At 66.8% G+C, this 23638-nt stretch carries 21 protein-coding genes; 14 read left to right on the forward strand and 7 right to left on the reverse strand.

The window, feature by feature from the left end; genetic code table 11:
• Window positions 1-118: 118 nt before the first annotated feature.
• Entirely contained in the window at window positions 119-946 is an 828-nt protein-coding gene (locus ASF98_RS10910) for an IclR family transcriptional regulator (RefSeq protein WP_055801401.1), read from the reverse strand.
• A gap of 224 nt (window positions 947-1170) precedes the next feature.
• On the opposite strand from ASF98_RS10910, the gene ASF98_RS10915 reads away from it, so the two are divergent.
• Together ASF98_RS10915 and ASF98_RS10920 are read left to right on the forward strand one after the other, a co-directional pair.
• Window positions 1171-1509 (forward strand): hypothetical protein, encoded by a 339-nt coding sequence (locus tag ASF98_RS10915; protein WP_055801405.1) that lies wholly within the window; start codon window positions 1171-1173, stop codon window positions 1507-1509.
• A gap of 42 nt (window positions 1510-1551) precedes the next feature.
• Window positions 1552-2436 carry an SDR family oxidoreductase gene (locus ASF98_RS10920; protein ID WP_235505817.1) on the forward strand — a complete coding sequence of 295 codons (885 nt, stop codon included), beginning with the start codon at window positions 1552-1554 and terminating at the stop codon, window positions 2434-2436.
• Window positions 2437-2704: 268 nt separating this feature from the next.
• On the opposite strand, the gene ASF98_RS10925 is transcribed toward ASF98_RS10920, so the two are convergent.
• Window positions 2705-4249 (reverse strand): HNH endonuclease signature motif containing protein, encoded by a 1545-nt coding sequence (locus ASF98_RS10925; RefSeq protein WP_082506796.1) that lies wholly within the window; start codon window positions 4247-4249, stop codon window positions 2705-2707.
• A gap of 209 nt (window positions 4250-4458) precedes the next feature.
• Here ASF98_RS10925 and ASF98_RS10930 point away from each other — a divergent pair, with 209 nt between their 5' ends.
• The 3 genes from ASF98_RS10930 (at window position 4459) to ASF98_RS10940 (ending at window position 7098) form a co-directional block, all read left to right on the forward strand.
• Window positions 4459-5982: an amino acid permease gene (locus ASF98_RS10930; protein ID WP_442854035.1), complete on the forward strand. Its 1524-nt coding sequence runs from the start codon at window positions 4459-4461 to the stop codon at window positions 5980-5982.
• 175 nt (window positions 5983-6157) lie between these two features.
• A complete protein-coding gene (locus tag ASF98_RS10935; protein WP_055801414.1) occupies window positions 6158-6436 on the forward strand; it encodes a hypothetical protein in 279 nt (92 codons plus the stop codon).
• A 26-nt stretch (window positions 6437-6462) separates the two neighbouring features.
• Window positions 6463-7098, forward strand: coding sequence for a LysE family translocator (locus tag ASF98_RS10940; protein ID WP_055801416.1), 636 nt, complete (start codon window positions 6463-6465; stop codon window positions 7096-7098).
• Between the two features lie 34 nt (window positions 7099-7132).
• On the opposite strand, the gene ASF98_RS10945 is transcribed toward ASF98_RS10940, so the two are convergent.
• Window positions 7133-7882, reverse strand: coding sequence for a 3-hydroxybutyrate dehydrogenase (locus ASF98_RS10945; protein WP_055801419.1), 750 nt, complete (start codon window positions 7880-7882; stop codon window positions 7133-7135).
• An 81-nt stretch (window positions 7883-7963) separates the two neighbouring features.
• Window positions 7964-9343, reverse strand: a complete 1380-nt coding sequence (locus tag ASF98_RS10950; RefSeq protein ID WP_055801420.1) for an MFS transporter — start codon at window positions 9341-9343, stop codon at window positions 7964-7966.
• Between the two features lie 132 nt (window positions 9344-9475).
• On the opposite strand from ASF98_RS10950, the gene ASF98_RS10955 reads away from it, so the two are divergent.
• The gene (locus ASF98_RS10955; protein WP_055801421.1) at window positions 9476-10372 is read left to right on the forward strand and encodes a LysR family transcriptional regulator; all 897 of its coding nucleotides are present in this window, start codon (window positions 9476-9478) and stop codon (window positions 10370-10372) included.
• Between the two features lie 175 nt (window positions 10373-10547).
• A complete protein-coding gene (locus ASF98_RS10960; RefSeq protein WP_055801424.1) occupies window positions 10548-11276 on the forward strand; it encodes a GAF and ANTAR domain-containing protein in 729 nt (242 codons plus the stop codon).
• A 217-nt stretch (window positions 11277-11493) separates the two neighbouring features.
• Here the strand turns inward: ASF98_RS10960 and ASF98_RS10965 are convergent, their stop codons facing one another.
• Window positions 11494-12411, reverse strand: a complete 918-nt coding sequence (locus ASF98_RS10965) for a spermidine synthase (protein ID WP_055801427.1) — start codon at window positions 12409-12411, stop codon at window positions 11494-11496.
• A 226-nt stretch (window positions 12412-12637) separates the two neighbouring features.
• Between ASF98_RS10965 and ASF98_RS10970 the strand changes: the two genes are divergently transcribed.
• The 7 genes from ASF98_RS10970 (at window position 12638) to ASF98_RS11000 (ending at window position 19202) form a co-directional block, all read left to right on the forward strand.
• The gene (locus ASF98_RS10970; RefSeq protein ID WP_055801430.1) at window positions 12638-13687 is read left to right on the forward strand and encodes an NAD-dependent epimerase/dehydratase family protein; all 1050 of its coding nucleotides are present in this window, start codon (window positions 12638-12640) and stop codon (window positions 13685-13687) included.
• Window positions 13688-13851: 164 nt separating this feature from the next.
• Window positions 13852-14925 (forward strand): hypothetical protein, encoded by a 1074-nt coding sequence (locus ASF98_RS10975; RefSeq protein ID WP_055801433.1) that lies wholly within the window; start codon window positions 13852-13854, stop codon window positions 14923-14925.
• The gene (locus ASF98_RS10980; RefSeq protein ID WP_055801436.1) at window positions 14922-15344 is read left to right on the forward strand and encodes a phage holin family protein; all 423 of its coding nucleotides are present in this window, start codon (window positions 14922-14924) and stop codon (window positions 15342-15344) included. The genes ASF98_RS10975 and ASF98_RS10980 overlap by 4 nt, the downstream gene beginning before the upstream one ends.
• 32 nt (window positions 15345-15376) lie before the next feature.
• The gene (locus tag ASF98_RS10985; RefSeq protein ID WP_055801441.1) at window positions 15377-15973 is read left to right on the forward strand and encodes a DUF3618 domain-containing protein; all 597 of its coding nucleotides are present in this window, start codon (window positions 15377-15379) and stop codon (window positions 15971-15973) included.
• An 81-nt stretch (window positions 15974-16054) separates the two neighbouring features.
• Window positions 16055-17185 (forward strand): YihY/virulence factor BrkB family protein, encoded by a 1131-nt coding sequence (locus ASF98_RS10990; protein WP_235505819.1) that lies wholly within the window; start codon window positions 16055-16057, stop codon window positions 17183-17185.
• Between the two features lie 68 nt (window positions 17186-17253).
• Window positions 17254-18162, forward strand: a complete 909-nt coding sequence (locus tag ASF98_RS10995; RefSeq protein ID WP_055801444.1) for a universal stress protein — start codon at window positions 17254-17256, stop codon at window positions 18160-18162.
• A gap of 35 nt (window positions 18163-18197) precedes the next feature.
• On the forward strand, window positions 18198-19202 hold the full coding sequence (locus tag ASF98_RS11000) for a zinc-dependent alcohol dehydrogenase family protein (protein WP_055801446.1): 1005 nt from the start codon (window positions 18198-18200) through the stop codon (window positions 19200-19202).
• 52 nt (window positions 19203-19254) lie between these two features.
• Here the strand turns inward: ASF98_RS11000 and ASF98_RS11005 are convergent, their stop codons facing one another.
• Complete coding sequence (locus tag ASF98_RS11005; RefSeq protein WP_055801449.1) at window positions 19255-22413, reverse strand: beta-phosphoglucomutase family hydrolase; 3159 nt, start codon at window positions 22411-22413, stop codon at window positions 19255-19257.
• Between the two features lie 86 nt (window positions 22414-22499).
• Window positions 22500-23516, reverse strand: coding sequence for a polysaccharide deacetylase family protein (locus tag ASF98_RS25020; RefSeq protein ID WP_055801452.1), 1017 nt, complete (start codon window positions 23514-23516; stop codon window positions 22500-22502).
• Window positions 23517-23638 lie beyond the last annotated feature (122 nt).

A 23638-nucleotide genomic window follows, 5' to 3' on the forward strand; every position in this document is an offset into this window, starting at 1 on the left:
GGGATTCCAGACGCGCCCCTCCTTACCCAACTGACTCGCAGTTAACGTCGCGAAACGCCGGTTTGACGACGTTAACTGCCAGTCAGTTGGGTGGAGCTGCGGGCTTACTCGGCGGGACTTACGTGGCCGGGCGGCCGTGGATGCGTATGGACAACTCGTCCGCCACTTTCCGGACGCGGGCAGCGAGTGCCGGCCATTGGTCAGCCGGCAGTTTGTCCTCGAGGAACGTGACGGCGACGGCCGCCGTCGGCCATCCCACGTGGTCCGTGACCGCGGCAGCAATCGAGCCGAAACCGGGAGTCACCTCACCGTGTTCGGTGGCGTAGCCGCGCTGACGGACCTGGTCCAGGTGCGAGGACAGCGCCGAGTACTTCATGATGGCGCCCTCCACCTCATGCCGGGCGGTGAAGGCGGCAGCATTCGGGTACAGCGCGCGGACCTGCGACTTGGGCAGCGCCGCGAGGATGGCCCGCCCGCTGGCAGTGAGGTGGCTGGGCAGCCGGACGCCGACGTCGGTCACCAGGGACGGCCGGTTCTTGGCGCGCTCCTCCACGATGTACAACACATCGCGGCCGTGCAGCACTGCCAGGTGCGCACTTTCGCCAACGACGTCCACCAGCGAGGCGAGCATCGGCCGGCCGATCCGGGACAGCGGCTCCTGCCGCGAATACGCGGAGCTGAGTTCGAAGGCGCTGATGCCCAGTCCGTACCGTTGCTCCTCATGCAGGTGCATCACGAAGCCGTTGGCCTCCATGACGCCGAGCAGGTGGTAGACGCTTGAGCGCGGCAACCCCAGAGCCGTGGCAATGTTCGACGCCGCCATCGGACCGCGCTTGGAAGCCAGGAGTTTGAGGATTCGCAAGGTATTTTCCGCCGCCGGGACTTTCGACGCCACCTTCACAGGCGCCTTAGCCGCTGTTCGTGCGGGCGATTCGCTGTCCGCCATGCTTCCTCCATCGTTCGCGCCGGATCAAGGGGTGTCCGGTATCCCGTACTTAAGCGTGTTCCCTGCGTGACACCGTAGACGGCCATCGAACCACTTTGCCGTCCGGGATACCAGACATGCGCGGCCAGCGGGAGGCCGGGGACTGGCCGGGGACTTCCGCCCCTATGCCGTTTCCCCCATCCGGTGCTTCGATGGAGGTCACGGACTGCTGCGAGGAGGCCCCCATGGTTTGGATTGCCGGGCTCTTCCTGATCGCCCACGGCTTGATCCATCTCGCCATCTGGCTGCCGAAGGCCGATCCGAAGGCCCCGTTCGACGCCGGCCACTCCCCTTTCGCCGGCAATGTCAGGCGCACCGCGGCCGCCTTGGCCGTTGCGGCCGCCGTTGTGTTGACGGCCGGCGGCGTGGGACTTATCGCCGGGGCACCATGGTGGCTGCCGGCGACCATCACGGGAGCAGCCCTGTCAGCCGCGCTGCTCCTGCTGACCTTCAACAGGTGGTGGCTCATTGCCCTCGGCATCAACGCCGCCATCATCGTGCTGGCCGTGCAGCAGAAGGGCTAGGAACTCAGCCATGACCAAACCGCTGGCAGGAAAGTCGCCCTGGTGGCGGGGGCCACGCGGGGCGCCGGCCGGGGCACCGCCGTCGCACTGGGCGAAGCGGGCGCCACCGTGTACTGCACCGGCCGAAGCGCCGGCGGCCGCAAGTCCGACTACAACCGGCCGGAGACCCTCGAGGAAACAGCGGTGCAGGTCAATGCCGCCGGTGGAGTCGGCATTCCCGTGGCGGTGGATCATCTGGATCCTGCGGCCGTACAGTCGCTGGTGCAGCGGGTCGACGCTGACCACGGACGCCTGGACATTCTGGTCAACGACATCTGGGGCGGGGAAAACCTCATCGAATGGGACGCTCCGGTGTGGGCCCACCACCTGGATTCCGGCCTGCGGATGCTGCACACCGCCGTCGATACTCACTTGATCACCAGCCATTTCGCGCTGCCGCTGCTCATCCGGAACCCCGGCGGCCTGGTGGTGGAAATGACCGACGGCACGCGGGAGTACAACGCCGGGCGCTACCGGGTGTCGACGTTCTACGACCTCGCCAAGAATGCAGTGCTGCGGCTCGCCTTCAGCCAGGCGGAGGAACTGAAGCAGTTCGGCTGCACCGCGGTGGCGCTCACGCCGGGCTGGATGCGCTCCGAAATGATGTTGGAGCATTTCGGCGTCACCGAAGAGAACTGGCGGGATGCTGCGGCCATCCAGCCCCATTTCGCCGCTATCTCTGAAAGCCCGCGCTTTGTGGGCCGCGCGGTCGCGGCCTTGGCCGCGGACCCGGACGTGCATGGTCGGACCGGTGGCTCGTACTCCTCCGGAGGCCTGGCACGGGAGTACGGCTTCGCTGATATCGACGGCTCGCGGCCGGACTGCTGGCGCTATCTGGTTGAGGTCCAGGAAACGGGGCGCCCGGCGGACGCCACCGGCTACCGCTGACGTCCGCCCGTTGAGCGTGCTCCGATTAGCGTGCTCCGTTCCGCTGCCGTAGGACTCCGAAGATGGCCCCTGCAGCAAGAACTGCCACGCCGAGAATGAGCAGGATGGTCCAGCCGGTGAGGCCGCCGGGCTTGTTCCCGGAAGCCGGGGCCGTGTCGGCGGACGGCTGTTCCCGTCCGGTCGAGGACGATGCATCTTTTCAGCCTGGGCGGCAGCTTCTGCTGCGGCAAGGTACTGGGCGCAGCGCGCGGGGGCCGACAGCACTTTCCTAAGCAGGAGCGTACGAGTCGTATGCCAGGAAGAGCTCCCAGTCCGTGAAAGGGTCCTCGGCTAGCGGACGGTCCGTCAGATCGCATTCGGGCGGCGGGTCGTCGTGGTAGTCGGGCATGCCTGGGCCAAGTATGTCCGGATCAAGTGTGCCCGGATCGGCGCTAATGGTCATGGCCAGGATCTGGCTTGGCCAGAGAGGTGGTTCCCAGTCTGGTTGTTCGCTGGCGTAATGGCGGCCTGCGGGGGAAGTCCAGCCCGGCGGTTCATTGGCGCTGGCACTGGTGGGTGTCCACCCGGTGGTGTGTTTGAGGCGGTGGTGTTTGCGGCACGGTTGGCCGAGGTTGCTGATCCCCGTGGTCCCGCCACGAGCCCAGGCGAGGAGGTGGTCGGCGTCATTGTCCAGTGACTGGTTGTTACAGCCAGGGAACGGACATTTCCCGTCCCTTAGCCGCAGCCACTGCCGCAGCGCTTTGGAGATGCGGTAGCTGGCCCGTCCGATCTCCAACGGCGCACCGTCACGGGGGTCCGTCAACACCCTCAGGAACGACGATGCCCCGTCAGCGACAAGGGCGCGCCCCATGGACGGCGGGACCGGGCCGTACCCGTCCAACATGGCCGGTTCCTCGGATAGGCTGAGCAACGAGAGCACCGGAACGGTGATGAGCACCTGCGCCGCAGGGGAAGGAACCTTGCCAGCCAACTCACGGGCCGCAGTTTCGCGCCCTGCAGTCAGGAGCCACGTCGCGGCAACATCGGCACGGAGCTGGGTAAGGGTCCTGGCCTCGTCCGCTCCTTGGAGGGCCCTTGCGGCGGCGGTGGTGCGGTCCCAGATACCTGCCGCCTGGCTGGCGGGCAGGTACGCGGAGAGCCAGGCCATGCCGTCGCGGTCCGGGGTGTATTCCACCCGGCGGTCAGCGACGCCCCGGGCATGGCGCACTTCGATGCTGACCGGATGGTGCCGTTCCCGCCAGGTACGGACCTTCGCCCGGAACCGGGCCGGGACAAGTTCTCCGGCCGGGCAGCCACGCGCAGCGGCGGGCGCGTCCGGGTCCAGGAAATGTGCCTCCAACCCCGCAGCCCCCGCCTTGTCGAGGTTGGTGGTTTCGTCCACCATGATCCGGGCATGCTGCCACGAAATACTCCCGGACTGTAGCGCGGACATCGTCAGCGGCAAGGTATTGGTCAGTGTTTGGGCTTCGGCCAGGAGGGCACCGGCGGTGCGTTCGCTGACCGTCAGGACGCACGCAACCTCAGCGGTCACAGCCATGTCCTGCGCGGTGTGGGCTTGCGGGGACACGGCGGGCGGCGCCAAGGCTATGGCAGCATCCGCGTAGCCGGCGGCGAAGTGCACCTTCAGGGCAGCCAGTCGGGCTTCCGCCCGCGCCACCTCGGCCAGTCCGTCCAGGCACGCATCTGCCTGGTCACGAAGAGGGTCAGCGCTGGTCGAACCAAAGTTTCCCGTCCCGCGGCGAACAAGAACAGCCAACGCGGAGACGGAGGCCTCGACGGCCTCCATCGTCTTCACAGCTGCTTTGCTTTCCATACCCAAAGTATCTCCGGAGGCACCGACATTCAGGGTGTCACTCATGACGCCTCCACGGGGCCGCAACTGTCCGTTCGCGCCAATACGCCCGGAAGCCGCCCGGACAGTCTGAGATGAAAGACACCAAAGCGCCGTGAGGCTCATCACGTAGGGCGCGAAAATGGTCTGCTGGATAGCGATCCCCCTCCCAATGACGAGAAGGTATTCGCATGCAACAAGCCCCAACAGCAAGCAAAACAGCAGGACAAGCCGCGCCCGAAGACACCACAATGTCACCCGGCACCGCCGGAAGCACTGTCCGCGCCGCTGCCGGCACCACCGTCAACACCGTCCTGAACCGCGGACTGAACATCCGCCACATCCGCTTCATGGCCCTGGGGTCGGCCATCGGCACAGGACTGTTCTACGGCTCTGCCTCCGCGATCCAGAAGGCCGGTCCGGCGGTCCTCCTGGCTTACATGATCGGTGGCGCCGCCGTGTTCATGGTGATGCGGGCGCTGGGCGAGATGGCCGTGCGGCACCCCGTTTCCGGCTCGTTCGGCCAGTACGCCAGCCGCTACCTCGGTCCGCTGGCCGGATTCGTGACCGGCTGGACGTATGTGTTCGAGATGGCGATCGTGGCCATCGCGGACGTCACGGCCTTCAGTATCTACATGGGGTTCTGGTTCCCCGACGTGGAGCGCTGGATCTGGGTCCTGGCCATCATCTTCTTCCTGGCGGCCCTGAACCTGCTCAGCGTCAAGGTTTTCGGGGAGTTGGAGTTCTGGTTCTCGCTGATCAAAGTCGTGGCGATCATCGCCATGATCGCCGGCGGTGCAGCCATCATCGTCTTTGGTTTCCAGGCCGGCGGGGCAACGGTCGCTCCGGGGATCGGCAACCTCGTCGAGCACGGGGGCCTGTTCCCCAACGGCTTCGAAGGGCTCCTGGCCTCGTTCGCCGTCGTGATGTTCGCCTTTGGCGGGATCGAAACCATCGGCGTCACGGCCGGTGAAGCGGCCGACCCCAAGAAGGTCATTCCCAAGGCGGTCAACACCGTGCCCGTGCGGGTGCTGCTGTTCTACGTGCTGACCCTGGCCGTGCTGATGAGCCTGTTTCCGTGGAACGAGGTGGGCGCCAACGGCAGTCCGTTCGTCCAGATCTTCAGTGGCCTTGGCATTCCCGCCGCACCGCACATCCTCAACGCCGTGGTGATTACCGCGGCCCTCTCCGCCATCAACAGCGACATATTCGGAGCCGGCCGCATCCTCTTCGGACTGGCCCGGCAGGGCCATGCTCCAGCCAGCTTCGGCAAGGTGTCCCGCCACGGAGTGCCGTGGATGACTGTGGTGATGATGGCCGGCGTCCTGCTGGTGGGCGTGTTCCTGAACGCCGTCATGCCTGAGGACGTGTTCCTGCTGATCGCTTCGATCGCGACCTTTGCCACTGTCTGGGTCTGGGTCATGATCCTGGCATCGCATGTGGCCATGAAACGCGAGATCGCCCGCAGGGGGCTCCCGGCGTCGGAATTCCCGTCCCCGTGGTGGCCGGCAGCCTCCGTCCTGACCATCGCGTTCATGGCACTGGTGATCGCGATCCTGGGTGCGTTCGAGGATTCCCGGGTTGCCCTCTACGTGGGTGCAGTGTGGCTTGGCCTGCTGGTGGTGGCCTACCGCCTGTGGGTCCGCGGCCATGGCCGCGCCCGCGCCGAACTCGTGGATGAGACTGCGTCGAGGACTGTAGAACAGGGCAAGTAGTCCGCAATAAATTTCGAGTGTTGGACGGTACAGAAGAGGTAGGAGTTACGCAAGCGACGGGTGGGATTTGGCTTTAGCTTGGACACCAGGCGCAGACCGGACTTGAACTACTTGTCGCAGCATCCGGACCGCCTGCGAGTCGTGCTGGTTCAGGCACTGCAAAGGAGTGGTTTTGATGAAGGATCATCCAGCCTCCCGGCCTCCCTTCCCCCGTGACCGGCGCCGCTTGATCTCGTGGCTGAACGCCGCCGCCGAAAAAGTGCGAACGGCAACCGTGCCGTTCAAGATCGGGGACGTGGTCCTAGGCGACGACCCGTTCAACGGCCGCCGGCTTGGCGTGGTGACAGTCATCCACGGCTCGTCGCTGGGCCTGCGGACGGCGGCTGACGCCCACCCCGACCTGGTGCCCGAGGTGGTCTACTACGACTATCGGCAGGTCAGGACGCCGGACTAGCGGGCCGCCCGGCGCTAAAATCAGTCATGGTTCCACTGAGCAATCTGCTGACTTTTGCCCTGGCCGCCGCTGTCCTGATTGCCGTCCCCGGGCCCAGCGTGCTGTTCGTGATCGGACGAAGCCTGGCTCTGGGACGCAAGGGCGGACTGCTGAGTGTCCTGGGAAACGCGCTGGGAATGGTCCCGCAGATCGTTGCGGTGGCGTTCGGTGTGGGTGTTGCCCTGGCGCAGTCCGTCCTGCTCTTCACCATCGTGAAGTTCGCCGGCGCCGCCTACCTCGTGTTCCTCGGCATCCAGGCCATCCGGCACCGGGGAACAAGTACGACGGCGGCCGATCCTTCGCGTGCCGGCGACACTTTCCGGGTCCTCCGGCAAGGATTCGTTGTGGGTGCCACCAACCCGAAATCGCTGGTGTTTTTCGTTGCAGTCCTTCCGCAGTTCGTGGAGTACTCCGCCGGCGGAATCCCGCTGCAGCTGGCCACCCTGGGGGCGGTGTTCCTGCTGATCGCCCTCGTCTCGGACAGCATCTGGGCGCTGGCAGCAGGCACCGCCCGCCAGTGGTTCGCCCGCTCCCCCCGGCGCATCTCCACGCTCAGCACCACAGGAGGAGCAATGATGATCGCCCTGGGAGGAACGCTCGCTTTAACAGGCACAAAGCACTAGTTTGTGCCGCCCGCAACTGCGGGCGGCACGGAAACTAGCGAGCCGACCAGCCGCCGTCCATGGTGTAGCTGGCGCCGGTGACCATACCGGCGTCGTTCGAGGCGAGCCAGGCGACCAGCGAGGCGACTTCTTCCGGCTCCACGAGCCGCTTGATGGCGGACTCGGTCAGCATGATCTTCGCCAGCACCTCGGATTCGGGGATGCCGTGGACCTTGGCCTGGTCGGCGATCTGCGACTCCACCAGGGGCGTGCGAACATAGCCGGGGTTGATGCAGTTCGAAGTGACCCCGTGTTCCCCGCCCTCCAGTGCCGTCACTTTACTGAGCCCTTCCAGGCCGTGCTTGGCGGAAACGTACGCGCTCTTGAACGGGGAGGCGCGGATTCCGTGCACCGACGAGAGGTTGATGATCCGGCCGAAGTTGTTCGCATACATGTGCGGCAGCGCCGCCCGGATCAGCAGGAACGGCGCTTCGAGCATGAGGGTGATGATCCGGCGGAAGTCGGCCGGATCGTATTCCTCAATGGGGCTGATGCGCTGGATCCCGGCGTTGTTGACCAGGATGTCGCAGTCCAGGCTGAGGGTTGCCAGGGAATCCACATCCAGCAGGTCCACCGCCCAGGCGGTGCCGCCCACTTCATCGGCAAGTGTCGCAGCGGCGGCCTCGTCGACGTCGGCAATCACCACTTTGGCGCCCCGCGCGGCGAGGGCCCGCACACTGGCAGCGCCGATGCCGCCGGCTCCCCCGGTGACCAGAGCCTTGCGGCCGTTCAGCGTGTTTTCCATAACCAGCCTTCCAGTTCAAAGATTTTTCAACGAGCCAGCCGGCTCCAGCGGGGCTGGAGCCGGCCAAGAAACTCAGGCAGCTCAGCGTGTGGCTGCTACAGGCAGGCCTTCGCGTTCGGCGTCGGCCCGGTCCACGTCCTCCAGGGCGATGCCCTTGGTTTCCTTGAGGCTCAACACTGCCACCGTGGTGATGGCGCACGCCACTACCAGGTAGATGGCGGTGGGCACCCATGATCCGGTGTCCTTGAGCCACTGGGTGGCCAGGAGCGGCGCCAGCGAACCGGCGAAGATCGAGGTGACCTGTGAGCCCAGGGACACCCCGGCGTAGCGCATCCGGGTGGGGAAGAGCTCGGCCATGAGGGCGGGCTGGCCGGCATACATAAAGGCGTGCAGGCACAGGCCGATCGTCACGGCAGTCACGATGATGACGGGGTTGCGCGTATCGAACATGGGGAAGGCGAAGAACGGCCAGGTGGCTCCCGTGATGGCGCCGACCAGGTAGACGGGCTTGCGGCCCCAGCTGTCCACGAGCCGTCCCACCTGCGGGATGACCAGGAAGTGGATGAGGTGGGCGATCAGCAGCGCCAGCAGGAGCGAGGAAGTGTCGTACTTGTGGACGCTCTTGAGGTACACGATCGCGAAGCTCACCACGAGGTAGTACATGATGTTTTCCGCGAACCGGAGGCCCATGGCCTGCAGGATGCCCTTGGGGTACTTGCGGATGACCTCGCCGACGCCGTAGCTGACAGCCTGTTCCTGCTCCAGCTGCGCCTTCGCTTCGAGGAAGATCGGCGACTCGGAGACGTTGGTGCGGATGTAGTAGCCGACGAACACGATCACGGCGGAGAGCCAGAACGCCACGCGCCAGCCCCAGCTGAGGAAGTCCGCGCTGCTCAGTACGTTGGACATGATGAACAGGACCAGGGTTGCCAGCAGGTTGCCCACGGGAACGGCGGACTGCGGCCAGCTGGACCAGAATCCGCGTGACTTGTTGGGGCTGTGCTCGGCCACCAGAAGCACCGCGCCGCCCCATTCGCCGCCCAGCGCGAAGCCCTGGATGAACCGCAGGAATACCAGGAGTGCCGGTGCGAGGTAGCCGATCTCGGCAAAACCGGGGAGGCAGCCCATCAGGAAGGTGGACACACCGATGATCACGATGGTGAGCTGCAGTGTGGGCTTGCGGCCCAGCTTGTCGCCGATCTGGCCGAAGACGATACCGCCGAGCGGGCGGGCCACGAAGCCAACGGCGTAGGTGATGAAGGCCTGGATGATGCCGTCCAGCTCATTGCCGGTGGCGGGGAAGAAGTATTTTCCGAACACCAGGGTTGCTGCGGTGGCGTAGAGGAAGAATTCGTACCATTCCACCACGGTGCCAACCATGGATGCTGCGACGATCTTCTTGAGGCCCGCGCCCTTTGGGGCGGAATCGGCCGGTGTTGCCGAGCGTTGTTCTACGCTCATGTTTGTTCTCCTTAGTGTCCACGATGACACGCGCTGTGATCCACAGCACTGAATGGGCTCAGATGAGTATTGCCGCAGAAACTCTGCGCTTCAATGGCCAAACCAGCACCCCTTGTGTGCAGAATTGCAGATATGGACACTAATCCCGATGACCTTCTGGTCCTGCTGGCCGTCTCCCGCTCAGCCAAATTCACGACGGCGGCGCAGGCCTTGGGACTGAACCACACCACCGTTTCGCGCCGGATAGCGGCGCTGGAGAAAACACTGGGCGGCCGTGTCCTCTCCCGCGCGGCCGGCGCCTGGGAGCTCACTGAACTCGGCGCGGAGGCCGTGCTGGTGGCCGAGCAGGTTGAACAGGCCGTGCGCAGCCTGGGCCAGCCCGGCAAAGCACCGGACCCCATCACAGGTGTTGTCCGCATGACCGCCACTGACGGCTTCAGCGCCTACATCGCCGCCCCGGCGGTGGCGGGGCTGCGCCGCCAGCACCCCGGGCTCAGCGTGGAGATCGTGACCGTCACCCGGCGGGCCCTGCAGCAGCGCTCCGGACTCGACATCGAGGTGGTGGTGGGCGAGCCCCAGGTGCACCGTGCCGAGGCCTTCAAACTGGGCGAGTATGTGCTGGGAATGTACGCCTCCCGGGCGTACCTGGCCGAAAACGGAACGCCGGCAACAGTGGAGGAGCTAACCGAACATCCGCTGGTCTATTTCGTCGACTCGATGCTCCAGGTGGATGACCTCGATGCCCCGCGCCGGCTCGTCCCCGCCATGAAGGACGGCCTGAGCTCCACTAACGTTTTCGTCCACGTGGAGGCGACCCGGGCCGGCGCAGGCATCGGCTTCCTGCCCTGCTTCATGGGAGACCTCCACCAGGACCTGGTCCGGCTGCTCCCGGAGGCCTTCTCCGAGCGGCTCCCCTACTGGATGGTGCTGCGTCCCGATTCCATGCGGCGGCCGGCGGTGGCCGCCGTCGTGCAGGCACTCCGGGACCAGACAGTAGAGCACCGGGAGGCCTTGCTGGGCAGGCGCTGAGCACTATGTTCGGGCCCCCACACAGCGTAGTGTCAAAAGTAGGAGATGTCGGAGAGCCTTCGCTGGTGTGAGTGCGTCGAATCTGTCTATATCCACCATCGTGGTTGCGGGCGATCAAGAGTCCGCGACCTGCGCCCAGCCCCAAGAGGCCCGGCTTTCAAGGATCGAGGCCGCCATGGCTCCCGAGACAGACGACGCACCCACAGCTGAGCAACTCCAGGACCTGCTGTTGGACAGCCCGGGGTTCACGGAATTCCTCCTCGGCCTGACCACCATCTCCGCCTCCCGCCTGGGCGGCCGCGATCCGATGCTGTGTGCCATCACGGTTGAGCGCAACGGCAGCCCGGCAACGGTGGCCAGCAGTGGCGAAGAGGCGCTGCGGATGGATGAGAAGCAGTATGCCTTCGACGACGGTCCTTGCCTGACGGCCCTCCGGGAACAGCACACGGTGCTGGTGCCGGATCTGCTGAATGACAGCCGGTGGGAACGTTATGCGCAAGCCGTCTCGGGAGAGGGCATCCGGTCAGTCCTCGCCGTTCCGATCCGCACCGACCTCGGCGCCGCTGCTGCGCTGAACTGCTATGCCCGAAGCACCGACGCATTCGACGCCGCCACGATCGCCTCCGTCGAGGAGCACACTGACTCGATCTCCCGGATCCTCCGACTCGCGCTGCGTGTCCATCCGGCGGAGATCTATCCCGAGCACCTCCGCTCAGCCCTCAAATCGCGGGCTGTCATTGACGCCGCAGTGTCCCTGGTCATGCTGCAGAACCGTTGCAGCCGGGACCAGGCCATGGAGCTCCTGCACCTGGCGGCACGGGCCAGCGACAACAAGCTTCACACCATCGCCGCGGACATCCGAACTTCCCGACGGCAAGGGCTGACCGCGACAAGGGAGGAATGAAGGAAGCCCCTGCGCGAGTCAGTGGACTCAAGCGCGGGGGCTTCCTGCCCTCCGGTCTTGGGGGAAAGCGGAGAGCTTCCACAAACTTACAGCGAGTACAGGGCCCGGATGGCGAAAAAGGGCACAAAAGCCGATTCTTGAGTCAACTTTGCGGCTGCCGGGGCTTTTGTTGCACCGGCCTTGCGCCTACGTTGCGTGGCAGCTATATAGGTGGCGGCTATGCAGCCGACGAGCCGGGTGCCGGCGGTGCAGGGTCATGACGGACTGCTGCGCCGGCTGCAAAGGCACGCACTTTGGCGTCATCCCAGATATGGGCCGGGACGCCGCCGCCCAGGAGCCTGCGGGCCAGTTGGGGGTCGTCGTCGAACGGCTGGTCACTGCCGGCCATCACCATGTTGCCGTAGCGCCTGCCCTTGAGCATGGCGGGGTCGGCGATGATCAGGGTGTGTTCGAAGACCGCCGCGATGGTGGCGGCGTCCTCACGTGCATTCTTCAGGTCCGGAGCGTCGCCGGAATTCACCACGTAGATCCCGCCGGGAGCCAGCACGCGTTGGGCGTGCCCGTTGAACTCGGCAGTGGTCAGCGGCCGGGGGGTCAGGGCACCGGCAAACACATCGCGGATGATCACGTCGCGGGTCTCGGGCGTCAGCGACTCCGTCACCTCACGCGCTTCGCCCACGCGCAGCCGCAGCAACGGGGCCTTGGGCAGGTCGAACCAGCCTCGGACGTATTCGGCAAGCTTGCCGTCCAGCTCAACCACCACCTGGCGGGCTTCCGGGTACGCAGCGTGGAAGTAGCGCGCCAGCGAGCACGCACCGCCGCCCAGGTGGAGGGCGCGCAGTTTGGGCCTGGCCTCCCGGGGCCACCGCGATTCCACCAGGGCGGCCATCCACCGCATGTACTCGAAATCGAGGAAGAGCGGGTCCGCCAGGTCGATGTGCGAGCTCATGACGCCGTTGATCCGCAGGAGCCAGCCGTTCGAGTTGTCCTGGTCCGCGATCAGCTCGCAGTCCCCGGTGTCGATGTAATACACGCCCTCAACCGGCCCGTCAGGGCGGGTTCCCTTCGGCACTTCCACGACTCCCGGCGTCGAACGTTCAGCGTTCCTGCCGGCAGACCGGCCCTTACGTGCCATTTAGCCGGCCACCGTGTTGCTCATGCCTCAACCCTAGTTGACCGGCGCACCTCCGCCGACGCCCGCGGCGCCCCGGCCGTAGCCTCGGCGCAGGGCGGACTGAAGCGGAAAGCCATACGGTTGCTCATTGTGTGATCGCCGGTAGCGTTAATTCCGAACCAAACACGCTGGCCGGCCCGACCGGTACGTCGGCCGGTGCTTCCAGCCATTCGGAAGGCGGACGGGCATGCGGATCGTCATCACTGGCGCCAGCGGAAATGTGGGCACGGCCCTGCTGCGGCGCCTCCAGCGGGAGCGGTCGGCGCGCCCCGGCACCGAACGGCCGGGCACGCTGGAACTTGTGGGAATCGGACGGCGCACGCCGGACCACACGGTGGCGCCGTACGCCGGCGTGGAATGGCACTCGCTGGACATAGCGGACGACGACGGCGGGCCGCTGCGCGCGGCGCTCTCCGGGGCGGATGCGGTGGTGCACCTCGCGTGGATCCTCCAGCCGAACCGCGACGAGGCGGTCCTGCACCGAACGAACGTGACAGGGACGGCCAACGTCCTCCGCGCCGCCAGAGAAGCCGGGGTGGGGCATGTGGTGTGCGCGTCCTCGATGGGGGCGTACAGCCGTTCCGGCAAGGAAACGCGGCGGGCCGAGGACTGGCCGGTCACCGGCATCCAGGAATCCCACTACAGCCGGCACAAGGCCGAACAGGAAGCCCTGCTGGACCGCTTTGCGGCAGAGAACCCAGGTACTACCGTCTCCATGCTGCGTCCGGCGCTCTCCTTCCAGGCTGAGGCAGGCAGCCAGATCGGCCGGTACTTCCTCGGCCGCCTCATCCCCCGGCTGCTGCCGCGGAATCCCAGCCTGCCGATCGTTCCGCTGCCCCGCGGGCTGGCCTTCCAGGCAGTTCACGCCGACGACCTCGCTGACGCGTACTGGCGCGTTCTCGACCGCCGCGCCGCCGGCGCATTCAACATTGCCGCCGAGCCTGTCATTACGCCGGTGGAACTCGCGCGGATTTTCCATGCGAGGCGGTGGCTGCCCATTCCGTTCCCACTGGTCCGCGCGGCCGTGGACCTGAGCTGGCGGCTACATCTGCAGCCAACGGATGCCGGCTGGATTGCGATGGCTGAAGGCGCGCCCGTGATGGACACAACCCGCGCCCGCCAGGTGCTCGGGTGGGAGCCGCGCACCTCCTCGGTGGACGCCATCCGCGAGCTGATCGAAGGCCTGACGGGCGGACGCGGGATGGCGGGCTCTCCCCTGCTGCACCCCCGCAGCTGATCCGCGGAGGCGGCTGGACGGCTAATGCACCGGAAGATCCAGTCTCGGAAAAACTAATACACCAAGGGTACTTACTATCTGATAGTAATCATGCTTACTATTTAACGGCCAGTTCTTACTGGTTCTTGATCAGCAGCCGACCTTCTTGGAAAGAGAGCGCGAAGATGTCAGAGAACCGATGGCCGCAGGACGGTAGCTACGGCACCCCTGGGGTTGCAGAGCAAACCGCTTACCCGGTGACTCCGGAAACCGACGACGCTTACCCGGCAACTTCGGTAAACGACGCCGCCTACCCGGCGGCTCCCATAACCCAAGGCACGCCGTCGAAGACGGAGACGGCCAAACACGAGGCCGGGGACCTAGCCCACCAGGCAACCGATTCCGCCCAGCACGTGGCGGAAACCGCCAAAGCCGAGGCAGCCAACGTCGCCGGCGAGGTCAAGGCAAACGCCAAGGATCTGCTCTACCAGGCCAAGACGGACCTCACGGACCAGGCTGGCGCACAGCAGCAAAAGGTAGCGCACGGCCTCCACTCAATTTCCGGGGAACTCCGCACCATGGCTGACGCGTCCGAACAGCCCGGCGTGGCCACGGACCTCATCCGGCAGGCTGCGGACCGGTCCGCCTCCGTGGCGTCATGGCTGGAAGGCCGCGACCCCGGCTCACTGCTGAACGAGGTGAAGACTTTCGCCCGGCAGCGGCCGGGCACGTTCCTGATGCTGGCGGCCGGAGCTGGCATCCTGGCTGGCCGGCTGACACGCAGCCTCAGTGCGGGCGCACCCGAATCGACGGACGCCTCAGCCGGCGGCCGTACCACTACCGCACCCATTTCCAGCGTGCCCGGCTACGTCCCGGACACCGGGACAGCGGTTCCCCCGCCGCCGGTGCAGATGCCGGCCCCGAACGCGACCACCGCGGGCATGGCCGGCGCAGGAGTGGCTGGAGCGGGCACAGGTGCCTACGCCGACAGTGCTTATGCCGACACCGATTATGGCGACAGCGCCTACGCTGACAGCCCCCAGACCGGTGCCGAAGGCTATCCGGCGGACACCTACCCGCCCAACCCGCTGGCGGACGAAGGAATGCACCGGGACCAAACGCAGCAGGATCAAACGCAGCAGGATCAGTGGGCCGCAGATCCGCTGGCGAAGGATCCGCTGGCCGCCGACCCCCTGGCCGACGATCCGTCCCGTGGGGACGCCCTGCGCGATGACCCCTGGCGCGGAGGGCAGCGATGAGCAGCCAGTATCCCGAAACACCTTCCACGGCCGCGCATGCGAAGGCTGACAACACCTCCCTCGGTGACCTGCTGGGCGACGTGACGCGGGACCTCTCCACGCTAATGCGCCAGGAGGTGGACCTCGCCAAGGCCGAACTGAAGCAGTCCGCTTCCCGTGCCGGGAAAGGCGGCGGGATGCTCGCCGGGGCCGGCGTGGCCGGCCACTTCGTCCTCCTGTTCCTGTCCCTGGCCATCTGGTGGGCACTGGGAACGGTCATGGGACTCGGCTGGTCCGCCGTCGTCCTCGCCGTTCTCTGGGGCATCATCGCCGCCGTCCTGGCGTCCGTTGGCCGCAAGCAGCTCAACGCGATCAAGGGCATGCCGCAGACGGCGGAGACGCTCCAGGAAATACCCCCCACCCTCAAACCCAGCCACTAGACCCAGGTACAAGAGAGCTCGAGGTACACACGATGAGTGAAAACCCGGACGCCATCCGCGCCGACATCGAAGCAACGCGCGCGCGGCTCGGCACCAACGTCGACGCCGTGGCTGACAAAGTTACCCCGTCGAATATCGTCCACCGCCAGACGGACAAAGTGAAGGACGCCGTGTTCGGCGTGAAGGAGAAAGTCATGGGAGCAACGGATCACACCACTGACCGGGTGCATTCGGGCGCCAGCGGCGCCGGAGCCCACATGTCGGACGCCGGCGCGGCCATCGGGGACACTCCCCGCCAGGTCCGTGCCAAAACGCAGGGCAATCCGCTGGCAGCCGGGCTGATCGCCTTCGGCGCGGGAATGCTGTTCTCGTCGCTGATCCCGGCAAGTGAGAAGGAGCGCGAGGCCGCCGACGCGCTCAAGACCAAGGCCGAGCCGCTCACCACGGAGCTGACTGAAGCCGCCAAGGAAGTCGCTGAAGGCCTGAAGGCACCCGCGCAGGACGCCATGGAAAACGTCAAGGCTACTGCCGCCCAAGCCACCGACCATGTCAAGGCCGAGGGCCAAGGCGCCGTCGACGACGTCAAGTACCGCGCCGCGGACGCCAAGGACAACGTCCAGCAGGTGTAGCCCGACCGGGAAGACGGCCGGTTGCCCTCGCTGATGCGCTGGGCAGCCGGCCGCTGCGCTTAACCACGAAAGAAGATTCCAATGGCCAAGAACTTCACCCAGGCGCAAACTGGCTCCATGGACGACGCCGAGACCGCTGAGAGCAGCACCGCCAAGGCCCGCACGGCGCCCGCGCCGGATGATTCCCGTAAGCCCGACAGCCCCGGCGACGTCACCAAGCCCTCTTGGAAGTACATCGCGAAGAAGACGCTGCGGGAGTTCACGAAGGACCAGTGCCCGGACCTCGCTGCGGCCCTCACCTACTACTCCGTGCTTTCAATCTTCCCGGCGCTGTTGGCGCTGGTGTCCCTCCTCGGTATTTTCGGAGACGCCCAGAAAACCACCGCCGCACTGCTCGACATCGTCCAGGGCATCGCTCCGGGCGAGACCGTAAACACGATGCGCCCGGTGGTTGAAGACCTGGCAAGCTCCTCGGCTGCCGGCCTCACCCTGATCATCGGTATCCTGACGGCCCTGTGGTCCGCGTCCGGCTATGTGGGGGCCTTTGGGCGGGCCATGAACCGGGTGTACGAGATCGATGAGGGCCGGCCGTTCCTCAAGCTCCGTGGCACCATGCTCGGCGTCACTCTCGTCAATTTGCTGATCGTCGTCGTATTGGCCGCGATGCTCGTGCTCAGCGGGCCGGTGGCGGAGTCCGTCGGGAACGTCATCGGCCTGGGCGGAGCGTTCCTGGCCGTCTGGAACATCGCCAAGTGGCCGGTGATGCTGGTGCTGGTCATCGCGGCGATCGCCATCCTTTACTACGCCACCCCAAACGTCAAACAGCCGAAATTCCGCTGGATGAGCATGGGATCCGCCATCGCTGTTGTGGTGTTCCTGCTGGCTTCCCTGGCGTTCGGCTTCTACGTGGCCAACTTCAACAGCTACAACAAGACCTACGGCGCAATCGGTGGAGTCATCATCGCATTGCTCTGGCTGTGGATCCTGAACATGTCCCTGCTGTTCGGCGCCGAGTTCGACGCCGAGATGGAACGCGGCCGCCAGCTGCAGGCCGGTATTGAAGCCGAGGAAACGATCCAGCTGCCGCCCCGGGACACCAAGCAAAGCGACAAACTTCAGCTCCGGGAAGAAGAGGACATCCGGCGCGGACGCGACCTGCGCGAACGCCATGAGCGCAAACGCCGGGACGACGAACGGGACCAAAGCCCCTAGCGCGGACGGGCACTCCCGACTCTACTGGGTGGACATTGCGCCGCCATCGCCTATGGAGGGGAGGGCCCATGCCGACGGCCTCACCGAGGAACGCGCCGATTCCGGACGGACCGGTCGCGGTGGGCTACGACGGGTCCGAACCGGCACAGCTTGCCGTCCGCTGGGCCGCCGGATATGCCGCCGCCACCAACCGAAAACTGAAGGTAATCCATGCGTGGGTATGGCCCGTCTTCACCAAAAACCTTGGTCCCGTAAAAGGCGTTGAGGGCAGCGGGCTCCGGCACGCCGCCGAAGCCACCCTCCAGGAAGGCCTGGACCTCGCCCGCTCGGTGGCTGACGAGGTGGCTTCCGAAGTGGCAGCCGGGCGGGAGGACACCGAAGGCATGGCGCACCCCCTGGAGATCGACGGCGTCATCGAGCCGGGGCTTCCCGGCCAGGTTCTCCGCGCTGCGGCGGACGGCGCAAGTGTCCTCGCCGTGGGCCACCGCGGCATGGGCCGCTTCCTGGGGCAGCTGGTGGGTTCCGCCTGCCTCGACCTTGCCGTCCACTCACCGTGCCCCCTGATGGTGGTCCGCTACCCGAACCGTCCCGGCCAGCCCGTCGCGGCCGGGATAGACGAAAAACCCCGGCGTGAGCAGGTGGTGGCGGAGGCGGCCCGGCTGGCTGCCGCCTTCAACGTGCCCCTTCAGTTGATCCATGTGGCCGGGGATCAGCACCACGCAGCGCACGGGCGGCACGCGCCGCTGCATGGCAAGGAACTCCTGGACCAGGCGGTAGAACTCGCAAGGAGCCTCGCCCCCGACGTTCCCGTGGAGGGCATCCTGCTGGAGACCCACCCCGTTCCCAAGGAACTCCTGACCGCCGCGGCGCAGGCCGACGTCCTGGTCCTGGGCGCCCATCACCGGGAAGGCCATCCGGGGAGCACCGTGTCCTCGGCCTTGGAGCGGGCGCTGTGCAACCTGCTGATCACGCGGTAAAAACCGTGCCGGAATAGCAGAAGAGGAAGTGTGCCGTGCGTGCTTGGTGGGTTGGCAAACCGGGGCCCGTGGTGACGGGGCATCCGTTAGTGTTCGGCGAGCGCCCTGATCCAATCCCCGGGCCGGGAGAGGTCCTGCTTGCCGTGCGCGTGTGCGGAGTATGCCGCACCGACCTCCATCTGGCAGAAGGTGACCTGCCGCCCCGCCAGCCCGGCATCATTCCGGGCCATGAAGTGGTGGGGGAAGTGCTGGAGCTCGGCGAAGGTGCCACCAGGTTCCGGATCGGGGAACGCGTGGGCGTCGCCTGGCTTGGGGCAACCTGCGGACGCTGCCGCTTCTGCCTCCGTTCGCAGGAAAACCTGTGCCTGTCCCCCACCTTCACGGGCTGGGACCGGGACGGCGGTTACGCGGACCGGGTGACGGTCAACGAGGACTACGCCTACCGGATCCCGGAGGTCTTTTCGGACGAACAGGCCGCTCCCCTGCTGTGCGCGGGGATCATCGGCTACCGCGCACTGAGCCGGGCCCAGGTCCCGGACGGCGGGCGCCTCGGCATCTACGGTTTCGGCGGTTCCGCCCACCTGGCCGCCCAGGTGGCCATGCACCGCGGAGCCAGCGTGTACGTCATGACCCGCTCCGAGGAGGCCCGGCGCCTCGCCCTGGAACTCGGGGCGGCTTTCGCCGGGGACGCCGACGACGAACCTCCCGTCCCGCTCGATTCGGCCATTCTTTTTGCCCCGGTGGGCTGGCTGGTGCCGCAGGCGCTGCGCGCCCTGGACCGAGGGGGCACGCTTGCAGTGGCCGGCATCCACCTGAGCGACATCCCGCCGATCCATTACGGATCCGAGCTTTTCCAGGAACGGCAGCTTCGCAGCGTCACCGCAAATACCAGGGCCGACGGCGAGGAGTTCCTCCGCATCGCGGCGGACATTCCGCTGCGCCCCACCACCGTGCCCTACCGGATGGAGGCAGCTGGCCAGGCCCTTCAGGACCTTGCCGCGGACCGTATTACCGGGGCCGCCGTCCTGCATATGTCCTAGCCGCAAACCCGCCTCAGGTTCCGGGTCCCAGCCGGAATTAGCCCAGCCGGAATTAGCCCAGCCGGAATTCGTGTTCCTGCCCGGCGTGTAGCAGGACCTGCTGGGTGCCGAGCCGGACCTGCACCGGGGAGGCGTCTCCCGGGGCCGCGCTAACCCGGAGCCGGTCCTTCTCCAGGTGCACTGCCAGGAGCTGGTCCCGGTACCGCACGTTGAACGTGACCCTGCGGAGTTCCTTCGGAAGGCGGGGTGCGAAATCCAGGGCGTCCCTCGTGATACGCAGCCCGGCGAAGCTCCGCTGAACCACGTCGATGGATCCGGCCATGGCGCCCAGGTGGATTCCCGCCCTGGTGGTGCCGCCCTGGGTGTCGTCCAGGTCCGCGTCGAGCGCCTCCCGGAAGGTGTCCCACGCCCTCTCCGGATCAAGCTGCGCCAGCACCGAAGCGTGCGCCACGCGGCTCAGGGTGGATCCGTGGGCGGTCCGGGCGAGGTAGAAGTCAACGGTCCGTGCGATCTGCCCGGACGTCACGGCATACCCGAGCCGGTCGAGGAAGGTGGTGAGCTGGTCTTCACCGAGGACGTAAAGCAACATGAGGACGTCCGCCTGTTTGGCCAGCTGGTAATGGTTGGTGCTGGTGCCCTCGGCTTCGAGGATGAGGTCCAGGCGCTGGATGTTCCGGTAGGTGCGGCGGTAGTGCTCCCAGTCCAGCTCCTGGAGATTTTCGTAGCCGGCGAACTGGCTGATGATGCCGTCGGCGTGAAACGGCACGAATACCCTCCGGCCAAGCTTCGCCCAGGCCTCGATTTCGCCTTCAGTGACGCGCAGCCGATTGCGGAAATCGTCCATGTCGAAGCCGTGCAGGGAACTCATGATCCACACCGCCAGATCGCACACCCAGGCCGCCATGACGTTGGTATAGGCGTTGTCGTCCAGGCCTCCCCCGGGGTTGTCGGGGTAGCCGGTGTGGTACTCGTCCGGGCCCACCACAGCCCGGATATGGAATCTGTCGTCGGCGGGGTCGTGTTCGGCCATCGACGCGAACAGCCGGGCCACTTCCACAATGATTTCCGCACCGTGGTGCATCAGCCAGGCCCGGTCCTGGGTGGCTTCAAAGTACTGCCAGGCGTTGTACGCCACCGTGAGGCCCGAGTGGCGCTGCATGTGGGAGTAGTCCGGTACCCAGTGGCCGGAACGGGCGTTGAACAGCAGTTTGGGTGTTTCCTCCCGGCCGTCGCTGCCGCTCTGCCAAGGAATCAGGGCACCCTTGAACCCTGCCGCCCTGGCGGCGTCCCGGGCGGTCCCCAGCCGGCGCCACCGGTAATCAAGGAGCGCCCGCGTCACGGCGGGAAGCCGGGATGTCAGGAGGGGCAGGACAAAGAGTTCATCCCAGAAAATGTGCCCCCGGTAGCCTTCGCCGTGCAGGCCGCGGGCGGGAACACCGGCGTCCAGCTCCGCGGTATGCGCGGATATGGTCTGGAGCAGGTGGAAGACATGCAGGTTCAGGATCAGCTGGGCCTGGTTGGATGCGTCGAACTCGATGATGAAGGGCGTGAGCAGTCCCCTCCACGCCGCCTCGTGACTGGCCAGCAGCTCCTCGAAACCGCCCCTGGCGCGGTTCAGGACGTCCAGGGCGGCGGTCCGGGGTGAGGAAATGGCGTGGTCGCGGGACGTCACCACTGCCACGGTCTTGGTGACGGTTACCGGAATGCCGTCCCGGAGCTCCGCATCAAAGCGGTGCGCGAACTGTCCGCCGAGCTCTTCAGGCGTGGCGGGATGCAGGCTGGCGGGTACTTCGGTCCGGCTGGCCAGTGCAATGCCGATCCTGCTCTGGCTCGTCCGCGCCAAAACCACCTGGGTAGCTACTCCTGGCCCGTCGTCGGCACCGGAGACCGCGATGCCTGCCAGGTGACGGTTGGACAGGAGGGCTTCCACCGGCACGTTCGAGTTGGTGATGTCCGTGTCGCAGCCGCTGCGGATGGCCACCCGGCCGTTCCATCCCGCGGCGGTCACCGTCATCTCGAGCGCGGCGAGGTGCGGTTCCGCCATGGACACCAGCCGGCGCTGCACCACATTGAGTTTCCGCCCGGCGTCGTCTTCCAGTACCGCTTCCCGCGTCAGCAGGGCGCGCGTCAGATCGAGCGTGCGGCGCTCGCTGCGGAGCTGCAGGCCGCCGTCGGACCACCACCGGCCGCCCTCCACGGAAAGGTCCAGCGGCAGCCAGTCCGGCATGTTGACCATGTGTTCGTCTTCGGTCTCCTGCCCCTGGATCACGCTGGTGAGCCGGTTGTAGACACCGGCGAGGTACGTTCCCGGATAGTGCACACCGTCCCGGCGGTGTTCAGGGGCGGCGCCCCGCGTGGCCATATACCCGTTGCCCAGCGTGGTCAGGGCCTCCCGGTGGCCTTCGTGCGCGGGGTCGAATCCCTCATAGACCAGTTGCCAGGGGTCCGCGATGACCAGGCCGAGGTCCAGTTCGCTGACGTCTTCAAGGACGACGTCGGCTCCCGCGGCCTCCAGCTCCGCCCGGTGCCCGGCCCGGTCAATCCCCACCACCAGTCCGAATCCGCCGCGGTGGCCCGCTGCCACGCCGGCCACGGCGTCCTCGATGACCACCGCACGTCCGGGCTCCACCCCGAGCTCCCGGACAGCATGGAGGAACAAGGCGGGGTCGGGTTTGCCGGCCAGCCCCAGCTGCGCTGCCGTGTTTCCGTCCACCACGAGGTCGAAGGTGTCGTGGAGGCCGGCGGCTGCCAGCACGGCCCGGGCGTTCCGGCTGGCAGTTGCGAGCGCCACCGGGACCTTCCCTGCCTTGAGCCGTTCCAGCAGGGCAACCGTTTCAGGGAAAACAGGGACAGGCCGGCGCCCCAGCAGTTCTTCGAAGATGCCGTTCTTGCGTGCGCCCAGCCCCACTACGGTCCACTCCCCCGGGCCATCAGCGTGCCCGCCCGCTGGCAGTGTGACCCCCCGCGACTGCAGGAACGCCGTCACGCCGTCTTCCCGGGTGCGGCCGTCCACGAAGCGCAGGTAATCGGTGTCCGTAAACGGATCGCGCCGGGCATCCTGCGGAATCCGGCGGTCCTGGAGGACTGCGTCGAAGAGTTCCTTCCATGCGGCCGCGTGGAGTTCCGCAGTATCCGTGACCACGCCGTCGAGGTCGAACACCACGGCGTCAACCGGGGCCAGCGCGGCGGCAACGGTTGGCGACTCAGTCATGGCTCAGTCCTACCAGCGATGGCCGGGCCTGCCCAGTGACGTTGGACCCCTCTTCCGGTTGGCTCCCCGGCAAGCTCTGCGGCTGGCTAACCGGCGACCAGGCTGTCCAGCGTGACGAAGCCGTAGCCAGCCTGGCGCATTCTCTCGATCATTCCCGGCAGGGCGTCAGCGTCCAGGGTTGAGCCGTCGGTCGGGTTGGACCCGATGTGCATCAGGACGATTTCACCGGGCTGCAGGGCGGTCAACGCACGGTCCGCCACCTGCTGCGCCGTGACACCGCCGCTGGTTCCCTTCCAGCCGAGCGTATCGACGGACCAGCGCACCGGCACATACCCCAGGTTGTTCACGGCGGCGATGGTTCGTGCATCGCGGGCCCCGAACGGGAACCGGAACAGCGGCCGCGGGTCTGCTCCGGCGGCCACGATTGCCTGCTCCGCCGCGCGGACCTGGTCCCCGATACCGGCGTCCGGCAGGCCGGTGAAGTCCGGGTGGGTCTGGGAGTGGTTGCCCACACGGTGGCCGCCCGCCACGATGGCGGCCACCCCGGCAGGATTGGCCGCAGCCCAGGACCCCGTCAGGAAGAACGTCCCGCGGACCCCTGCGCCCGCCAGGGTCTGCAGGATCGAGGGGAGGCCGGCCGAGTTGGCGCCGGCGTCGAATGTCAGTGCCACCGCCGGGCCGGCACCGGGAACCACCTCCACGTCCTGGCCGGCCAAGGCAGGGGGAAACGGGGCAACCGGCGGAGGGGGCTGCGGACCCGGCAGCGTTTCGGGCGGCGGCGTGGGGCCGGACGCCACAGGGGCCGGAGCGGGCGGTTCGCCCGAAGTTCCTGGCGGCGGGGACAGGGAATCAGACGGCTGTGGTTCCGTCGACTGATTTCCCGACGACGGCGAAGCGGCCGGACTCGAGGCGGCCGGCTCCGAAGGCTGCGGCGCCGAGGACGTCTGGCCGTCCGTCGGCTGGCCAGCCCCCGGGTCCGATTCCCGCGGGGCACCGGCCAGGATCACGGCCAGTACCACCGCCGTGATCGCGACCACCGCCACGACGGCCGCCGCCACCAGCCTGCGATGTTTGCCCGGAGCAGCGGACGGTTCCCCCGCCATGTTCGACACCCTTCAACCATGACAGCGGCAGCCCCTTCCCTGACAGGGCTGAAAGGCCTGCCAGGGCTGAATCGCTGCCGGGCTCAAACGCGTGGCGGCTCAGCGCCCGCGGCGCATCAGGG

It is taken from the genome of Arthrobacter sp. Leaf337, assembly GCF_001423745.1.
GTDB lineage: Bacteria > Actinomycetota > Actinomycetes > Actinomycetales > Micrococcaceae > Arthrobacter.

Coding starts and splice junctions, on each gene's coding strand:
- ASF98_RS10910 (WP_055801401.1), bottom strand. CDS start 946: ATGGCGGACAGCGAATCGCCCGCACGAACAGCGGCTAAGGCGCCTGTG.
- ASF98_RS10915 (WP_055801405.1), top strand. CDS start 1,171: ATGGTTTGGATTGCCGGGCTCTTCCTGATCGCCCACGGCTTGATCCAT.
- ASF98_RS10925 (WP_082506796.1), bottom strand. CDS start 4,249: ATGGAAAGCAAAGCAGCTGTGAAGACGATGGAGGCCGTCGAGGCCTCC.
- ASF98_RS10930 (WP_442854035.1), top strand. CDS start 4,459: ATGCAACAAGCCCCAACAGCAAGCAAAACAGCAGGACAAGCCGCGCCC.
- ASF98_RS10935 (WP_055801414.1), top strand. CDS start 6,158: ATGAAGGATCATCCAGCCTCCCGGCCTCCCTTCCCCCGTGACCGGCGC.
- ASF98_RS10940 (WP_055801416.1), top strand. CDS start 6,463: ATGGTTCCACTGAGCAATCTGCTGACTTTTGCCCTGGCCGCCGCTGTC.
- ASF98_RS10945 (WP_055801419.1), bottom strand. CDS start 7,882: ATGGAAAACACGCTGAACGGCCGCAAGGCTCTGGTCACCGGGGGAGCC.
- ASF98_RS10950 (WP_055801420.1), bottom strand. CDS start 9,343: ATGAGCGTAGAACAACGCTCGGCAACACCGGCCGATTCCGCCCCAAAG.
- ASF98_RS10955 (WP_055801421.1), top strand. CDS start 9,476: ATGGACACTAATCCCGATGACCTTCTGGTCCTGCTGGCCGTCTCCCGC.
- ASF98_RS10960 (WP_055801424.1), top strand. CDS start 10,548: ATGGCTCCCGAGACAGACGACGCACCCACAGCTGAGCAACTCCAGGAC.
- ASF98_RS10965 (WP_055801427.1), bottom strand. CDS start 12,411: ATGGCACGTAAGGGCCGGTCTGCCGGCAGGAACGCTGAACGTTCGACG.
- ASF98_RS10970 (WP_055801430.1), top strand. CDS start 12,638: ATGCGGATCGTCATCACTGGCGCCAGCGGAAATGTGGGCACGGCCCTG.
- ASF98_RS10975 (WP_055801433.1), top strand. CDS start 13,852: ATGTCAGAGAACCGATGGCCGCAGGACGGTAGCTACGGCACCCCTGGG.
- ASF98_RS10980 (WP_055801436.1), top strand. CDS start 14,922: ATGAGCAGCCAGTATCCCGAAACACCTTCCACGGCCGCGCATGCGAAG.
- ASF98_RS10985 (WP_055801441.1), top strand. CDS start 15,377: ATGAGTGAAAACCCGGACGCCATCCGCGCCGACATCGAAGCAACGCGC.
- ASF98_RS10990 (WP_235505819.1), top strand. CDS start 16,055: ATGGCCAAGAACTTCACCCAGGCGCAAACTGGCTCCATGGACGACGCC.
- ASF98_RS10995 (WP_055801444.1), top strand. CDS start 17,254: ATGCCGACGGCCTCACCGAGGAACGCGCCGATTCCGGACGGACCGGTC.
- ASF98_RS11005 (WP_055801449.1), bottom strand. CDS start 22,413: ATGACTGAGTCGCCAACCGTTGCCGCCGCGCTGGCCCCGGTTGACGCC.
- ASF98_RS25020 (WP_055801452.1), bottom strand. CDS start 23,516: ATGGCGGGGGAACCGTCCGCTGCTCCGGGCAAACATCGCAGGCTGGTG.